Annotated in this window: 8 protein-coding genes; 6 read left to right on the forward strand and 2 right to left on the reverse strand. The window is 40.0% G+C overall.

What is annotated here, in order from left to right:
* Positions 1 to 10: 10 nt before the first annotated feature.
* The 6 genes from AC07VK_RS14310 (at position 11) to AC07VK_RS14335 (ending at position 12,446) form a co-directional block, all read left to right on the forward strand.
* Positions 11 to 3,286 carry a SusC/RagA family TonB-linked outer membrane protein gene (locus AC07VK_RS14310; RefSeq protein ID WP_492961270.1) on the forward strand — a complete coding sequence of 1,092 codons (3,276 nt, stop codon included), beginning with the start codon at positions 11 to 13 and terminating at the stop codon, positions 3,284 to 3,286.
* A 19-nt stretch (positions 3,287 to 3,305) separates the two neighbouring features.
* Complete coding sequence (locus AC07VK_RS14315) at positions 3,306 to 4,886, forward strand: SusD/RagB family nutrient-binding outer membrane lipoprotein (protein WP_492961272.1); 1,581 nt, start codon at positions 3,306 to 3,308, stop codon at positions 4,884 to 4,886.
* 227 nt (positions 4,887 to 5,113) lie between these two features.
* Entirely contained in the window at positions 5,114 to 7,453 is a 2,340-nt protein-coding gene (locus tag AC07VK_RS14320; protein WP_492961274.1) for a glycoside hydrolase family 20 protein, read from the forward strand.
* A gap of 434 nt (positions 7,454 to 7,887) precedes the next feature.
* The gene (locus tag AC07VK_RS14325) at positions 7,888 to 8,289 is read left to right on the forward strand and encodes a hypothetical protein (protein ID WP_492952747.1); all 402 of its coding nucleotides are present in this window, start codon (positions 7,888 to 7,890) and stop codon (positions 8,287 to 8,289) included.
* A 157-nt stretch (positions 8,290 to 8,446) separates the two neighbouring features.
* Positions 8,447 to 10,006 (forward strand): S10 family peptidase, encoded by a 1,560-nt coding sequence (locus tag AC07VK_RS14330; RefSeq protein WP_492961276.1) that lies wholly within the window; start codon positions 8,447 to 8,449, stop codon positions 10,004 to 10,006.
* A 1,477-nt stretch (positions 10,007 to 11,483) separates the two neighbouring features.
* Positions 11,484 to 12,446 (forward strand): acetyl-CoA carboxylase carboxyltransferase subunit alpha, encoded by a 963-nt coding sequence (locus AC07VK_RS14335; RefSeq protein WP_492961278.1) that lies wholly within the window; start codon positions 11,484 to 11,486, stop codon positions 12,444 to 12,446.
* Positions 12,447 to 12,700: 254 nt separating this feature from the next.
* Here AC07VK_RS14335 and AC07VK_RS14340 read toward each other — a convergent pair whose 3' ends face one another.
* Together AC07VK_RS14340 and AC07VK_RS14345 are read right to left on the reverse strand one after the other, a co-directional pair.
* Positions 12,701 to 15,742 carry a glycosyltransferase family 117 protein gene (locus AC07VK_RS14340; protein ID WP_492961280.1) on the reverse strand — a complete coding sequence of 1,014 codons (3,042 nt, stop codon included), beginning with the start codon at positions 15,740 to 15,742 and terminating at the stop codon, positions 12,701 to 12,703.
* A gap of 216 nt (positions 15,743 to 15,958) precedes the next feature.
* The gene (locus AC07VK_RS14345; RefSeq protein WP_492961282.1) at positions 15,959 to 18,985 is read right to left on the reverse strand and encodes a glycosyltransferase family 117 protein; all 3,027 of its coding nucleotides are present in this window, start codon (positions 18,983 to 18,985) and stop codon (positions 15,959 to 15,961) included.
* Positions 18,986 to 19,068: the final 83 nt, after the last annotated feature.

Below are 19,068 nucleotides of genomic sequence, written 5' to 3' on the forward strand. Positions count from 1 at the left end.
CATTATGCTAATGAAACTAGCCTGTATTATGGTTTTCATTACCTGTCTTAATGTTTCGGCATCGGTTTTTTCTCAGGAAAAAATTTCTTTAGATGTTAAGAAAACAAAGCTGGCCAGGGTATTACAGATTATTGAGCAGCAAAGCAGTTACCATTTTGTTTACAGCTCTTCTTACGTTCCGGTAAATAAGGATGTAAGCATTACTGTAACCAATACTTTGGTTACTGATGTATTGGCAGCCATTTTAAACAGAACCAACCTGAAATATTCTGTTTCTGATGGTGGCTTGATTGTAATTAGCAAAAATAAGGAAGTTCCGATTTCGGGAACAGTTAAGGATGCACTTGGAGGTGCTTTGCCCGGAGCAACCGTTAGGGTTAAAGGAACAGGCATTGGTACTTCTACAGATGTGAACGGTAAATTTGCCTTAAATGCACCTGAAAATGCAATTCTGGTAATTTCTTATGCCGGCTTTCAAACCAAGGAAATTGCTATTGGTACGCAGACCAATATCGATATCGTATTAGCTGAAGACACTAAACAGCTTACCGATGTGGTGGTTACGGCTTTGGGTATCAAAAAAGAAAGAAGGGCCTTAGGTTATTCGGTTACACAGATTGGCGGCGAAACGCTAACACAGGCACGTGAAAATAATATTACCAACTCTTTAGTGGGTAAAGTAGCAGGTTTGGATATTGCCGGTACATCCGGAGGTGCTGGTGCTGCGACAAACGTTACCATCCGTGGCGTATCCAGCTTAGGTCCATCAAGTCAGCCTTTGTATGTTGTAAATGGTATCCCAATGGAAAGTGCACCGGTTGGTTTTGGTAGCACTATTGGTATCGGTAATAACGGTGGTCAGTACGATAATGCTCCTGATTTAGGAGATGCGATTAGTAACTTAAACCCAGATGATATTGAAAGTATATCGGTACTTAAAGGTGCTGCAGCTTCTGCCCTTTATGGTAACAGAGCCAAAGCAGGTGTAATCCTAATCACCACAAAAAGTGGTAAAGGTAATAACATCGAATTTAGCAGTAACTATGTTGCCGAGCAAGTGATGGACAGAACGAACTGGCAATACGTTTATGGCCAAGGGGCAAATGGCGTAAAGCCTGCTGATGCGACGGCAGCCGCGCAAGTGGGTGGCTCGAGCTGGGGCGCAAAATTAGATGGGTCTAATGTGGTTCAGTTTGATGGGGTAAGCAGACCTTATTCAGCCCAAGAAAATAATATAGAAGATTTTTATAGAACGGGGGGAACTTTCACCAATACATTGGCATTAAACAAATCTTTTACCGGTGGCGTAATGCGCTTATCGGCAAGCGATTTAACCAACAGATCGGTTGTACCTAATTCTGGTTTAAATAGACAAAATTTCACCTTATCAGGCACTTTCGATCCCATTAAAAATTTGGTGATTGATGCGCGCTTTAACTACATTTTAGAACAGGCAAATAACCGCCCGATGGTTTCTGACGGTGCAGGTAATGCCAATTATAATGCAGCATTTTTACCAACCAGTGTAAACATCGAAACCTTAAAACCAGGAAAAAAAGCTGATGGAACTGAACTTTCATACAATGCAGGCAATACCTATGCCACCAATCCTTGGTTTGCCGCTTATGATTTTGTTCACAATACAAAAAGAGAGCGTTTACTAAGCTCTATCAGTGCGAAGTATACCTTTAATAACGGATTGTTTCTACAGGCGCGTGCCGGGAGAGATTCTTATAACGATAATTATGTTGGCATTACCCCATCTGGTACAGCATACGATGTTGATGGCGGTTATACTGAGCAGATCAGTAAATTCTCCGATATTAACGTAGATGCGTTAATTGGTAAATCATTTAAAATCGATGATTTTTCAATTACACCTAATTTTGGAGCAAGTTATCGCCGTACCAAAAGTGCCGGAACCACAAACACTGGCGGGTCTTTCCAGATTTTTGGTGTTTACAATTTAGCTAATACCGGAGGTAAGGCTGTTGGTATTTATCAAACCGACCAGGAAACACAATCGGTATATGGTACTTTGGAGTTAACTTATAAAGACATCCTGTATTTAACCGGAAGTGCACGTAACGACTGGTTTTCTACCCTGGCAACCCCAGGGAAAGATAATAAGCTCAATAGTATCTATCCGTCCGTAAGCGGTTCATTTGTTTTCTCAGAGTTATGGAAACCATCTTTTTTAAGCTTTGGTAAACTTAGGGCAGGTTATGCGATGGTAGGGCAGGCCACTTATCCTTTCCAAACTCAGCTCTATTATAATTTGCGGAGTGAAACCGTGAATGGAAACTCATTGGGTAATATTGTTAATGCTGCGATTCCAAACGCTAGTTTAAAAGCATCAAGCGCTACAGAATTAGAGATTGGTACTGAAATGAAGTTCTTTGGCGATCGGCTTAGTTTCGACTTTACCTGGTACAATAAGAAATCGAAAGATGAAATCCTGGCCGTTCCTGCCTCTACAACAACGGGTTACAACGCTGCAATTTTAAATATCGGTCGATTACAGAATAAAGGAGTAGAAGCTTTAATATCTGGTGTGGTTTTAAAGAACAAAGATTTTAGCTGGACCTCTACTTTAAATGGCTCTTATAACGATAATAAAGTGTTAACACTTGCGCCTGGTACAGCTTCGCAGCCTTTGGCAACTTCGAGAAGCAATGTAGGTTTTTTACAAAACCTTGAAGGATTGGCTATTGCACAGGTAATGGCTTACGACTACAAGTACGATGGTAATGGCAATATTGTAAAGGGTACCGACGGGATTCCAGAAAGAGGTGAATTAAAACCTTATGGTTCAGCATACAATAAATGGACTGCTGGTTGGAATAATGAGTTTAACTATAAAGGGATTAATCTTTCATTCCTGATTGACGGTAAATGGGGAGGTAAAATTTTCTCTGCTACCGATTATTATGGTTATGTGTTTGGTTTGCATCAAGCCACTTTAGAAAACCGCGACGCGCTAGGTGTAAATGCCGCAAACTATTACAGTACTTTCGCTAATAATGTTTCAAAACAGTTTGTTCAGGATGCAAGTTTTATCAAGTTCAGACAGGTTATTCTGGGTTATAATTTCCCTGGAAAATTGTTCAACAATAAGATTAAAGGCTTAAATGTAAGTTTCGTTGGTCGTAACTTATTTATCATCATGAAGAAAACCGACAATATCGATCCCGAATCGAGCTATAATGCAACCATTCCGGGTATGGAGTTGGGCGGTGTGCCGCCAGTGCGTACCTATGGTTTAAATTTAAGTGTTAAGTTATAATCCTTTAAACGAATTGAAAATGAAAACGATCATAAAATTATACGTACCACTTTTATTATCTGGATTAGCCCTGATAGCTGGTTGTACAAAAGACTTTGAAAAAATTAATACAGATCCAACAGCTATTGGTCAGGAACAATATAACCCAAACTTCCTTTTATCCACAGCTCAGTTAAATTATACAGGCAGCATCGATTTTGCCTATGAAACCTGGAGAGGAAATTTAATTTATTCTTCTACCATGATGCAGGGCATGTCGTCCGTCATCAGTTATTGGGCAGGAGATAAATATATGCTAAATGAAGGCTATACAGCAGCTTATTGGGAAAAAGCCTATCCAGATCAGGTTAAATATGTTGCCGATTTGGTAGAGTTTACCAAAGGAAAAGCACAATACAATAATGTTTATCAAATGGGCAGGATCTGGAAAGCCTTAATTTTCGAAAGATTAACTGATCTATATGGTGATGTGCCCTATTTTGATGCAGGAAGAGGCTATTATACTGCAAATTTATATCCTAAATATGACGCCCAACAAGCTATTTACACCGATTTGTTAAAAGAGGTTGATGAAGCGAGCACTGCCCTAAATGCTAGTGGCGATAAAGTTACAGGCGACCTTGTTTTTGCCGGCGACATTGCGAAATGGAAACGTTTCGGGAATAGTTTAATGCTGCGCATGGCCATGAGGTTAACCAAAGCCGATGCCACTTTGGCTCAGACTTACATTAACAAAGCCGTTGGTAAAACCATGACCGGCGATGCCGATAATGCTTTCTTTAAACATGATAGCAATGGTGCCCGTGTAACACAAAACAGAAATGCACAGGTTTTATTGGGTGATGGTGGCCAGGAAAATTATTATACCAGGTGGAGCAGTACCTTCATTAATTATTTAAAGATCAATAACGATCCACGTTTAGGTAAGGTTGCAGTAACCAAATTGTATTTAACTGATGGTGCCAAAGTTCAAAACCCTGCTTTCGTAACCAATCCAGCAGTGCAAAAAGGAATGCCAAATGGTAAAGATTTAAGTGGTATTGCAGGAAGAGACGTTCGTCAGGATCCTTCTTATACTGATTTTACCGATTATTCATCTCCAAACCCGGGTATGTTAAAAAGAGATGGCAATACTTTTATTCTTACCTATGCCGAAACCGAATTACTTTGGGCAGAAGCAGCACAGCGCTATGGTATTGGAGGTTCGGCAGCTACACATTACAATGCTGGTGTAACCTCGGCAATGACTTATCTTTCTCAATATGATCCGTCAATGGCTGTAAGCGGAGCAGATGCTGCGGCTTATTTAACCGCACATCCTTATGTAGCGGCCAATGGTTTAGATATGATCGGCACTCAATATTGGGCACATACCATTACCATGCTCGATTTTTACGAGGCATGGTCCAACTGGAGAAGAACAGGTATACCCGCGCTAATACCTATTGTATATCCAAACACCAATACGGGTGGATCCATTCCACGCCGGTTCCCTTATCCGCTTTTCGAAAGCGTTACCAATGCGGTAAATTATAAAGCTGCATCGGCCGCTGTTCCAGGAGGCGATAAGCTGGTAGGAAAAGTTTGGTGGGATAAATAATTAACATCATCCCGGTTTTTTACTAGCCGACATTGCTGATGCAGTGTCGGCTTTTTTCTTCCATTGTTTTTCAATGCATTTTCATCAAACGTTTGCGCGGAACTTACTGGAGCGTATAAAGAAGTTTAGTTTATCTTTAACTCATAAGCGCATCATTTTCAGTGTTAAAAATGTAATGTGTTTAACCGATAAGCTAAACGCTAATTATAATAATTCATCATTTATACATGAAAAGCATACTATTTACTCTTGGTTTCGTTATTGTTGCTCAAGGCCTTTTATTCGGTCAAACAGACAGCACGCTTATTCAATCAGTGCCCAACATAAAGGAAATAAAGGCTGGCGATAAGAAAGTTATTTTTCCCGAAAGCCCGAAAGGTTATTCCCTGGTATTCAAGGGGAGTAATCGCGATCCAGTTGTAAATCCATCTGGCGATATTACCACGCCACTGGTTGCAACAAATGTCAACTTGTATTTCGAACTGATCAGTCAGGTAAGCGATTCGATAAAGTACGATGTTTCTAAGCAGATCGTTGTTCCGGGCAAATTTCCTGATGGAGGTATTAACCCACAACCTTTTGTAATCCCTGCTTTACGCGAATGGCACGGTGGTAAGGGCGAATTCTCTCTAACTGCAGCCAGCAGAATTGTTTTAAATACAGTGAGTGAAAAACAGTTGCGGCAAGCTGCCAGCATTTTACAACAAGAGCTGAAAGATCAGTTGGGTTTTAACCTTTTAATTGTGAAAGGTAAGGCTAAAAAAGGCGATATTTTTTTAACCTTAAGCGCAACTGATAAAAGTATTGGCGAAGAAGGATACTACTTTAATACAGCAGACTATATTACCATTAGTGCAGTAAAATACCAGGGATTATTCTGGGGAACCAGAACTTTGCTACAGTTACTGGAACAGAAAAATTCCATTCCAAAAGGGGTTGCGAGAGACTATCCAGCGTTTAAAGTACGTGGATTTGTGCTCGATGTTGGCCGTAAGTTCTTTAGCCTGCAGTTTTTAAGAGATTATGTGAAATTCATGTCTTACTACAAATTGAACGATTTTCAGATCCACCTAAATGACAATGGCTTTAAAAAATATTTCAATGATAGTTGGGCCGATACCTATTCGGCTTTCCGTTTAGAAAATACAACCTACCCAGACCTGACGGCAAAAGATGGTTCTTATACCAAAAAGGAATTTATGGCGCTGCAACAGTTAGCCGATAATTATGCTGTTCGTATTATTCCGGAGATTGATGCGCCGGCACATGCACTGGCCTTCACTAAGGTAGTTCCCGAAATTGGCAGTAAAGCGTATGGTATGGATCACCTCGATCTCCATAATCCACTTAGTTATACGGTTATGGAAAATGTATTTAAAGAATATATTTCTGGTAGCACACCAGTGTTTACGGGTAAAGCGGTTCACATTGGTACAGACGAATATGCTAAAAAAGATGCAGAAGTTTTTCGGGCTTTTACCGATCGCATGATTAAATATGTAGAAGGTTTTGGAAAAGATGTTAGGCTTTGGGGAGCATTAACACATGCAAAAGGTACCACTCCTGTGAAAGTAGAAAACGTGGTAATGAATACCTGGTATAATGGTTATGCAGATCCTGTTGAAATGAAGAAACTGGGCTATAAGCAAATTAGCACGCCTGATGGATGGCTTTATATTGTGCCCGCAGCAGGATACTATTATGATTACCTCAATATTAAAAATCTTTACAACAAATGGACGCCTTCGATGATCGGAAACGTTCAGTTTCAGCCTGGCGATCCGATTATATTAGGCGGTTCTTTTGCGGTATGGAATGATATTGTAGGCAATGGAATTACAGAAAAAGATGTACACGACAGGGTGTTCCCGGCCATGCAGGTATTAGCACAAAAGATGTGGGGAGGAAGCAATACAGCTTTAAAGTTCGACGATTTTAACGTTTTGAGCAAGAAGATAGGAGAAGGCCCATCGTTAAACATCAGTGGAAAGTTATCTAAAAATGATGCGCCATTTACAACCCGGTTTAACTTTGATAAAAAAGACAATCAAATTAAAACTACTGGTGCAGCTTATACAGAAGGATATTTAAAGAATGCTTTATCGTTTCCAGGAAAAGATAGTTATGCCAGGTTGCCGTACACTGAAATTGGATATAATTATACTGTCTCTTTTTGGGTAAACCCTGCCAGTAACAACCTGGACGGTGCAGTGTTATTCAAATCGCCTAATGCAACTGTAAAATTAAAACAGATAGGTACCGGCAAACTTGGCTTTTCGAGGGAGGGTTATGATATCGATTTCGGATATGCTTTACCTGAAAATAGCTGGACACATGTGATCATAACCGGGACCAACAAAGGTACCAGTCTTTATATAAATGGTAAACTCGAAAAGCGATTGTATGATAACTGGATCACATTTACAGATAAAGACAAAACGAAAGTACGTAAATCGGAAACTTTGTTTTTTCCACTTCAAATAGTTGGTGGATTTAAAGGAAAGTTAGATGAATTACAAGTTTGGAACAAGGTATTATCAGATGAAGAGATTCTGGCCTTAAAATGATAAAAAAAAATAAACAATAACCCGTCTCGATTAAATCGGTTTTTACTAGCCGATACTGCACTTGCGGTATCGGCTTTTTTTATCCCGTATTTTGAATAATATTTTAAGCAAACGTTTGTGCTGTGTTGGTTTTAAACTTTGTTTTCTTATGCTTAAAGTAGATTTAAGCTGTCGTATTAAACAGGCGTAGTTATTTGATTTGGTTATTTTTATGATTTAGTATCAGCTTGTTAATCAAACGTTTGTGCGTTGATCCGGAAAAATATCTCCTCAATAAAGTACTATATTTAATTCACAGGCTATTGTAACCTCACCTGTAATTTAAGGGTTATTCACCTTTACTACTGCGTAAGATTGTAGTTGTATTTTCTGGCGCTATACACAAATGATTTTTAATTAATATTTTAAAATTTAACCTATTTAAACCAAAGAAAATGAAGAAAACAATTGCTTTACTCGTAACATCTTTAGCTTTTACAGTTTGTCTGTTTAGTAGTTTTACGCCCGAAAAAGTAGCCCTTTCCCCTAAAAAGGTTATGCACCGGGGTGTAGTTACGGTTACAAAAAATTTCACGACCAGTAATGGCCTGGCTGCAGTAGCAACACTTCAATATACCACAGGGCAGGTTTATTCGAGCATTACAGTAAGCATAGCAGGAGAAGGAAACGTTCCGCTAACCTCGGTATCCCATTCCTCAGGCCCAATTTACGCCGATGCTTTTGAAGGTTATAAGGCGGGATCGTATTACGAATATTTTGTAGATGTATTGGTTACCGGAAACCCGACTATTGGTTGGCAAATTTCAGATACAAGCGCCGAAGCGGTGGTGATTTAAATTGCCAGCTTAAATAAGGAGTCTACTGCATTATTGCAGCAGTTTTTTGCAGAACCGGCATTGCCAAAAGCAATGCTGGTTTTTTTATGGTAACATTTCTAATGCGCTTTTTGATTAACGCTACAATAGTTTGATATTTAGAAACCAAACCAAAACAATGAAATTCAGATTTATACTTGCTACATTTTTAAGCGTAAGCGCTTTTGCATATGCACAACAGGGACCAAGAAAAAGCCAATCTAAAGAAACCGTAACCACTACCCAGGTTACTGTTAAAGACGAACCTAAATCTTCAGTAAATGAAAGGACCATTAAGGTCGAAAGTTCTGTTGTAACCAATCACACTGTAAATATCGATGGCAAATCCGTTCCATATAAGGCTACAACAGGTACACTGCCCGTTTGGGATGAAGATGGAAAACCAATTGCAGGTTTGTTTTATACTTATTACGAGCGCAGTGACGTGCAAAATCGCGATAAACGCCCTTTAGTAATCTCTTTTAACGGCGGCCCGGGTTCAGCTTCAGTTTGGATGCACATCGCCTATACAGGGCCTGTAGTTTTGAATATTGATGACGAAGGTTATCCGGTGCAGCCTTATGGTTATAAAGAAAATCCATATTCTATTTTAGATGTTGCCGATATTATCTACATCGATCCGGTTAATACTGGCTATTCAAGGGCGGTGAGTAAAGATATTCCAACCAATAAGTTCTTTGGCGTACGTGCCGATATTAAATACCTGGCCGAGTGGATCAATACTTTTGTAACCCGAAATAACCGTTGGGCCTCTCCAAAATTTTTAATTGGCGAGAGTTATGGTACCACACGCGTTTCGGGTTTGGCTTTAGAGCTGCAGAACAGCCAATGGATGTATTTAAACGGCGTGGTTTTGGTTTCACCAACAGAACTTGGTATTGAACGTAGTGGCCCGGTAGATGCGGCTTTGCGTTTACCCTATTTTGCAGCTACAGCCTGGTACCATAAAGCCCTGTCTGCCGATTTACAAGGCAAAGATTTAACAGCAATGCTTCCTGAAGTTGAAAGTTTTACCATTAATGAATTAATCCCTGCTATTTCGCAGGGTGGAATGTTGGGTGCCGATAAAAAGAAAGCCATTGCAACAAAAATGGCCCGTTACTCCGGACTTTCTGAAAAAGTGATATTAGATTACAACCTCAATGTACCTACTGATTTCTTTTGGAAAGAACTGCTGAGAGATAAGGGTTTTACTGTAGGTAGATTAGATTCCCGCTATCGCGGTATCGATAAAATGAGTGCTGGCGAAGGACCCGATTATAATGCAGAGCTAACCTCTTGGTTGCATTCATTTACACCTGCCATCAATATGTACATCCGCAACGAGCTGAATTATAAAACCGATTTGAAATACAATATGTTCGGTTCCGTTTACCCATGGGATAAAACTGGCGACCAGACTGGCGATAACCTTCGTCAGGCCATGGCACAGAATCCCTATCTGCATTTGTTGGTGCAATCAGGTTATTACGATGGTGCCTGCGATTATTTCAATGCGAAATACAGCATGTGGCAATTAGATGCTGCGGGTAAACTGCAAGACCGTATGAGCTGGGAAGGTTATCGTAGCGGGCATATGATGTATTTACGTAAAGACGATCTGAAAACGGCAAATAACCATATCCGTGAGTTTATTAAAAAAGCCTTGCCAAAAGCAGGTGTGGCCGCGAAGTTTTAGTTCTTTTGGTCGTCATTTCAACTGAAGCGCAGCGAAATGGAGAAAACCCCTCGCCAAGGTTCGTGTCTTCACGAACCTCTTTTTAGGCAGCGGATCGGAAACTTGGCATAATTGTAGGAACAGGTGTAATCTAAACCTGACAGCCGCGATAGCCCCAGATTTTTTTCATCTGGGCTAAAGCAAATGGCAGGACTGTTTTAACCGAAGCACCACTGTAATTGCTTTCCAAATGATATTATTTTTCCAGGACCAACAGAATTCTAGCAAATGGTATAATTGCTTGTAAAAATTTGGAGCGCAGTTGCACTGCAATAATTAACGTTCGTCCTGCTTTGCGCTCCGATCTTTTTTGTCCTTCACTTCTGCTGCGCTCAGTACAAGCCCGCTCAGGCTGACAAAAAAAGGATCTCCGCTTCAATCAGGGCTAGGTAGGTTAGGGCAATGGCACGTAAACCCCTCGCCAAGGTTCGTATCTTCACGAACCTCTTTTTTAGGCAGCGGATCAGAAACTTGGCATAGTTGCAGGAACAGGTGTAGTCTAAACCTGACAGCCGCGATAGCCCCAGATTTTTTCATCTGGGCTAAAGCAAATGGCAGGACTGTAACCGAAGCACCACTGTAATTGCTTTCCAAATGATATTATTTTTCCAAGACCAAAAGAATTCTAGCAAATGGAATAAATGCTTGTAAAAATTTGGAGCGCAGTTGCAGTTCAATAATTATCGTTCGTCCTGCTTTGCATTGCAAGTCCGTCCCGGTGAATCGGGATACCTCGCTTGCGTGCTTTCCATTACAATCAGGGCTAGGTAGGTTAGGGCAGTGGCACGTAAACCCCTCGCCAAGGTTCGTGTCTTCACGAACCTCTTTTTAGGCAGCGGATCGGAACTTGGCATAGTTGTAGGAACAGGTGTAATCTAAACCTGACAGCCGCGGTAGCCCCAGATTTTTTTCATCTGGGCTAAAGCAAATGGCAGGACTGTTTTAACCGAAGCACCACTGTAATTGCTTCCCAAATGATATTATTTTTCCAGGACCAACAGAATTCTAGCAAATGGTATAAATGCTTGTAAAAATTTGGAGCGCAGTTGCAGTGCAATAATTAACGTTAGTCCTGCTTTGCATTGTAAGTCCGTCCCGGTGAATCAGGATACCTCGCTTGCTTGCTTTCCATTACAATCAGGACTAGGTAGGTTAGGGCGGTGGCATGGAAACCCGGCATGGCTGCAGAAGCCATAATAATATAAACCTGATCGTACGGATGCCACCCTTCGTGGCAGGAGGGAGAGCAGGACGGAACCAAACCAAAGTGCCAATGCAATTGCTTTCCAAATCATAATTTTAGATTCTATAGACTACAAATTCTTTGCACATAGCTCCTGATTTGCCAACTTTTGGAAACAATTTATCCCCTCAAAAAAGCAAACAAAAAACTGTTCACTGCAAACTAAAAATAATTACTTATTTTTGTGGTTCAATTATGCAGCAAATAAAAACATCATTCGATTTTGAAAAACCTATTGCCGATTTAGTTCAGCAGATAGAAAAGGTTAAGCAAGTTGCCGAAAAAACTAAGGTAGATATGTCTGCCACTTTAGACGAGCTTGATGGTAAATTAGATGAAACTACCAATAACTTATATAAGAATTTAACAGGTTGGAACAAGGTTCAGATGAGCCGTCATCCCGATCGCCCGCAAACACTCGATTACATTAATATGATCTGCGATGATTTTATTGAAATGCATGGCGATAGAACCGTTAAAGATGATAAAGCGATTATTGGAGGTTTTGCTTCTCTAAATGGTCAAACGGTAATGGTTATCGGTCACCAGAAAGGTAAAAATACCAAAGAGCGTCAGTTCCGTAATTTCGGTATGGCCAACCCTGAAGGTTACCGTAAAGCCTTGCGTTTAATGCGTTTGGCTGAGAAATTTAATAAACCGGTTGTTTCTTTTATCGATACTATGGGTGCTTACCCTGGTTTAGAGGCAGAAGAACGTGGACAAGGTGAGGCTATTGCGAGAAACTTATTGGAAATGTCTATTCTCCGCGTGCCAATTATCTGTATCGTAGTCGGCGAAGGTGCCTCTGGAGGTGCTTTGGGTATTGGTATTGGCGATAAAGTTTACATGTTAGAGCATACCTGGTACTCGGTAATCTCTCCTGAATCCTGCTCATCTATTTTATGGAGAAGCTGGGATTTTAAGGAGAAAGCTGCTGAATGTTTAAAATTGACTTCTGATGATATGTTTGGCAACAAACTAATCGATGGCATTATTCCAGAGCCACTTGGAGGTGCACATCAGGATCCGGAGTTAATGGGCCGAACTTTAAAAGATTACATCGTTAAAGATTTAGCCGCTTTAGGTAAACTAAAAACTGATAAACTGATCGAACAAAGAATTGAAAAATTCTGTGCGATGGGTGTTGTAAACGAATAATCATTAACTAAAATAAATTTGAATCCTGTTTGGCAATGCTAAACGGGATTTTTTTGTGGATAAATCCGAAGGTTTATTACGGATCGTCCCTAGACTTCTCGTCATCTCGACTGAAGCGCAGCGAATGGAGAGATCTATCTTGATAGATTTCTCGACTGCGTTGCACTTCGCTCGAAATGACGATTTATTGTTGGTCAACAAAAAAAGCAGCTACAAATTAATGCAGCTGCTTTGTAAGCTATTTTTAGATCGGTTTACTGTTGTGGTCCCTGCTGTGGGAAAAACATCGATAAACGCCCTTCTAAACTGTTGAATGTTTTCTGCAGCTTATCGCTCAATTTATCCTGACCGGCAGCTTTACTCGTTTTAATCATTCTGTCTAGGTAGTATAATCCTGTTTGAATGTTCTGCGATCCGGTTAAACCTTTTGATTGTGATATATCGGCCAGGTAGTTTAATTCTTTATTGATGTAATCGCCTGATTTGTCTAAAATATCATTAGCTCTGGCAGTTTCTCCAAGTTTATATAAGTTTTCAGCCATGTAAAATTTCACAACAACCGTACGGATGCCGAAGAATTTATCAGGCATTACTGCAAAATATTTATCAACCACTTTTTTGGCCTCAGCAGTTTTACCTTCTTTAATTAAGCTGCTGGTTAAGCTACTGAAGAGATTGGTGAAAATGAAAGTATCATCTGATGACTGTGGATCTAAATATTTAGCGGTTTTCATATTACCCCACTTAAATTTAGTCATCACATTATTATACAATACAGGCGTATTCAATTGCTCTGGTCTATCCTCAGATGCTGTAGTATCAGCTTTAAGCGGCAATAAACGCATCGCTAAACCTTCGCTGTATAAATACTTATCTAGGCCATTGTATTGCTCAGAAGGCACTGTAGAAGCGAAATAAATCGGGCGTTTCCAGTTGTTATGTGCCAGGATATCGAACATGGCCAAAGTTCCCTTAGTAACATAACCTTTGTTAAATTTCCAATCCATTGTGGTGGTAATTTTTGCAGCATCAGCAGCAGGCACTGTTCCTGTACTGATCACTTGCTGCGGATCTACCGTAATTTTAAGGTTTTTAGTTGGCAGGAAGTTAGATTTTGATCCATCCTGCATAGGTACTTTATCGCTCTCATCGTTTGATAGCAATAAATCAACTACGTTTTTAAGCTCAACACTACCTGCAATTTTGTAATCATCGTATGGCATTACATCTCTTTCTCCCTGTACATATTGCTCAGGTTTCATCGAAATTGGTAATGGAGCCGATTCGTTTTGTTTTTGTCTTAAACCATTAATGTACCAATCTGTATCGAATAAACTTAAGTTTACAATGCGCACATCAGGGCGAACATTTTCTACCTCCTGGATATACCAAAGTGGGTAGGTATCATTATCGCCATAAGTAAATAAGATCGCATTTGGTGCACAGGATTGTAGATAATCCAGGGCTATATCATGAGGAACCAGTTTCGTAGAACGGTCATGGTCATCCCATCCCTGCTCAGCCATAATTACCGGTGCAGCCAATAAACCGATCACTGTTGCACCAATAGCACCGGCCGTTGGCGTTAGTTTTTTAAACAACCACTCTTTAATGGCGAGTGCCCCGAGCCCGATCCATATCGCAAAGGCATAGAACGATCCTACATAAGCGTAATCCCTTTCGCGGGGCTCTAATGGTTTTTGATTTAAGTATAATACAATGGCAATACCGGTAAAAAAGAATAGTAATGCTACCACTCCCGCGTCCTTTTGGTTGCGTTTAAAGTGCCAAAGTGCGCCAATAACACCTAAAATTAACGGTAAAAAGAAGAAACGGTTATATGCCTTATTATCAACGGTTGATGGTGGCAGATTGCTTTGATTGCCTCTCAACATGGCGTCAATTGGTTTAATGCCGCTAATCCAGGTACCTTCATGCCCGCTACCCTGGCCTTGCTCGTCATTCTGGCGACCAGCAAAATTCCACATGAAATAACGCATGTACATATAGCCAATCTGATAGCTGAACAAGAAACCAACGTTATCTACCAGATTAGGGTTTTTAGAGTCGTCTAAGCGCATCCATTCTTTGTAAAAAGCCGCATGTTTAGGATCATCGCTATACATACGTGGCAGTAAAGTGTTGTTATTGTATTCGTAATCGGTTTTTTTACCCGCTACTTCATACTTTTCTTTTCCTTTTCTCCAAATGGTTTTTCCTTCGGTTACACCAACTCTTTCAGAGTTATAGTTAGGGCCATAACCTAATGGCCTATCTCCATACTGCTCACGGTTTAGGTAACTTAAGAAAGAAAAAGCATCTTTCGGAGCGCTGTTATTTAAATTCGGATCTGCCTTTGCCCTGATGATAATCATGGAGAATGATGCATAACCGAAAATGATTAATACGGTAGAGATTAAACCTAAGTTTAATAATTTCTTTTGGTGCTGGATAGAATAACGGATTCCCCAAACCAGGGCGCCGATTAATAAAATAGCGAAGAATAAAACACCTGTTCCAAAACCAAGACCTAATGTGTTAACAAAGAATAAATCGAAATAAGCACCAAACGAAACCAGGTATTGGATAATACCATATTGGATTACCGCTAAGATTAAAATACCAACAATAAGGGTTTTAATAATTCCCGATGTTGTTGCTTTATCCGTTCTTTTGAAATAATAAATAAAAGCAAGTGCTGGGATGGTTAATAGGTTTAGCAAGTGGATACCGATTGATAAACCCATAATATAGGCAATAAACAATAACCAACGATCGGCACGTGGCTCATCGGCATGTGCTTCCCATTTAAGGATAGCCCAGAATACAATCGCTGTGAATAATGATGATTGTGCGTAAACTTCTGATTCTACTGCAGAAAACCAAAAACTATCAGAAAAAGTATAAGCCAAAGCACCAACGGCACCTGCACCCATAATGCTGATCAATTTACCGGTTGTTAGCTCTTCACCAGCTTTTAATATAGTTTTTTTAGCCAATGCGGTGATGGTCCAAAATAAAAATAAGATAGTTGCCCCGCTTGATACAGCCGAACCAACATTCATCCAGTAAGCGATTTTGGTTAAATCTCCTGCTGCAAAAATGGAGAAGAAACGTTGGATCATTAAGAACAAAGGCGCACCAGGCTGGTGAACAACCTGCATTCTAAATGCCGATGCGATAAATTCACCGCAATCCCAAAAACTGGCAGAAGGCTCTAAGGTTAAAACGTAAGTTAGTGTAGCAATTAAAAAGCAGATCCAGCCTACTATATTATTAACTTTTGAATAATTCATTGGTTTATTTAATGATATTAAAAATTGTTTTCACATAAAAATGCTGCCGAAATTAACTATTCTAGTCGATAAAACAGGTAAATTTTTGGATTGATTTAACAATTTTTAACGGCTTAAGACCTTTAACATAAACGATTTTAATTTATTGAACAAGCAAAAACCCATAAGTAGAAAGGTGAAATCTGCCTATGGGTTAAGATTTAGAATGTTTTTTGCTTAACCCGCTGCAAATGGGGTAAATCTTACAATCAGATCGTTGTATTGTTTTTCGAGGCTTTTGCTCAGTCCAGTCTGTTTAAAAACCTCGGTTAATTTTACCATTTGTCCTAAATAGCCAAGGTAGAAACGCACATCCTGCTCTGATGATAGCTGGTTTTTGCTTTCCGAAACATCAGCAAGGTGGGTGAGTTCTTTGCCTACATAATCGGCCGTTTTTTTGATCATGGCATTTGCACGGTTTAAATCATTTAAACGATAAAGGTTTTCGGTGAAATAATAAGTGCTCATTACCTGGCGCATACTGTAAAATTTAGCTGGAATTACCTCAAAATATTTATTAGCCACTTTTTTGCTTTCGGTAACTTTACCTTCGTTTATCAAGCCAGTTAATAAACCGTTAAACATATTCGAGAACATGGTTACATCATCAGCAGACTGCCTATCTAAATGGTTGGCATTTTTGATGTTGCCAAAGCCATATACATTCATCAGATTATTATACATCGGTTTTAGGTTTACGCGGTCATAATCTTGTGTAATTGCGGTATCGGGTTTTAACGGTAGTAACCTTTTGTTTAACCCTTCCAAATAGAGGTATTTGTTTAGCCCAACGTATTGCTCATCTGGCATTGCCCCAGTAAAATAAATCGGCCGTTCCCAATTATTGTGTGCCAAAATATCAAACAAGGCCAATGTCCCTTTCGTAACATAATTTTGATTAAAAGTCCACTCCATACTGCTTGCAATTTTACCTGCATCTTCTTTGGGTACGGTTCCGGTATCCAAAACCTGTTGCGGACTTACTGCCAGTTTAAGGTTTTTGGTTGGTAGCACATTGTATTTAGAACCATCTGTCATGGTTACTTTATCTTCGTCATGATCGGATAGAAGCACGTCTAAAATTTCCTGTAACTCAATATGCTGGGCGATTTTATAATCCTGATAATACATAATATCGCGTGTACCCGCAACATATTGATTGCGCTTAATCGTTAAAGGAAGCGGCGCAGATTGATTTTGCTTTCTTTTCATTCCGTCTATGTACCAATCGGCGGTGAATAAACTCAGGTTTACCACACGCACATCCGGACGGATGTTTTCTACTTCCTGCGCGTACCAAACGGGATAGGTGTCATTATCGCCATAAGTAAACAAAATGGCATTGGGAGCACACGATTTTAGGTAATTGACAGACATATCTCTGGCTACATGGCTATCAGAACGGTCGTGATCGTCCCATCCCTGATTGGCCATAATAATCGGCGCACCGAATAAGGCAATAATCGAAGCAAAAATACTGGCCCGAGTAGGCGTTAATTTTTGGAAAATAAAATCCTTTAAACCAAATACGCCTAAACCTATCCAGATCGCAAAAGCGTAAAAAGAACCCACATAGGCATAATCCCTTTCACGCGGCTCGATGGGGACAGAGTTCAGATAAACTACAATGGCGATACCAGTAAAAACGAATAGTAAACCAATAATACCTGCATCTTTTTGATTCCGTTTAAAGTGCCAGATTGCACCGATTAAACCGATAATCAGCGGCAAAAAGAAAAACCTGTTGTACGCCTTATTTTCTACAATAGATGGCGGAAGATTTTTCTGATTGCCAAGCCTGATCGCATCCAAAGGTTTGATGCCACTAAGCCAATTGCCATCTTTCCCGCCAAACTGCCCGTCTTCATTGTCCTGCCTCCCCACAAAATTCCACATAAAATAGCGCATGTACATTTGTCCGGTCTGGAAAGAGAACATGTATTTTAGGTTATCCATCAAGGTAGGTTTATGCTCATCATCAAAACCCATGTAACTTTTGTAAAACCTAATGTGCTCGGGTTTATCACTGTACATGCGTGGAGCTAAAGTTTTATCACCAAAAACATAATCAGACTTTGTTCCTGCTGATTCATATTTTGTTTCTCCTTTTCTGTAAAGTTTTCCGCTTTCTTTAATGTCGATCTTTTCCGAATTATAATTTTCGCCATATAACAAAGGCCTGTCTCCGTATTGCGAACGGTTTACATAACTCAGAAAATTAAAAGCATTCTCCGGATCGGTATTGTTTAAATTTGGTTTGGCCTGTGCCCTGATAATGAGTAAGGCGAAAGAACTGTATCCAAATAGCAATAAAACCGTAAATAGCATGGCCAGGTTTAATACCCTTTTGTTTTTGAGGATGGAATAGCGGATGCCGTAAACCAGGCCCCCAATCACTAAAACGGCAAAAAATAATACGCCCGTTCCAAAATCCAGGCCCATTGTATTCACAAAAAAGTAATCGAAATTTGCAGCAAAAGATACCACGTACTGGATAATGCCAAACTGTACCACTGCCAATACAGCGATTGAAATAAGAAATACTTTTAACACGCTTTGCCAATTGGGTGATGGGCTCTTTTTGAAATAATAAACAAATATCAAGGCAGGGATGGTAAGCAGGTTTAAGATGTGTACCCCAATAGAAATCCCCATAATGTAAGCCACAAAAAGTAACCACCGGTCTGATTTTGGTTCGTCAGCCTGCGATTCCCATTTTAATATACCCCAAAATACTACAGCACTACAAAGCGACGACATGGCATAAACCTCTGCCTCTACAGCCGAAAACCAAAAGCTATCAGAAAAGGCATAAGCCAAAGCCCCAACAAAGCCTGCCCCCATAATCCCAATAATTTTTTGGTTGGAGATTTCCTCGCCTTTTTTAATTACCGTTTTCCTGGCCAGTGCAGTAATGGTCCAAAACAAAAAGAGGATGGTACCTGCACTTGCCAGAGCCGAAGCCACATTCATAAAATAAGCTACTTTGGTTTTATCGCCAAAAGCGAGTACCGAAAATAACCTTTGGATCATGGAAACTATTGGAGCGCCCGGTTGGTGAACGACCTCCATCCGGAAAGCCGAAGAAATAAATTCGCCACAATCCCAGAAACTTACAGATTGATCTAAAGTTAAGATATAGGTGAGCGCGGCAACGATAAAACAGAGCCAGCCTCCAATAGTGTTGATCCTTGAGTAATTCATAGTTTAATTTTAGTCTTTGATAATAAATGATTTAAGTGGTTCGTAGTAAAAAAAGTCGCATAAAAAAAGAAAATGTTGCACGC

This window comes from Pedobacter sp. GW821-FHT01D05 (assembly GCF_059422505.1).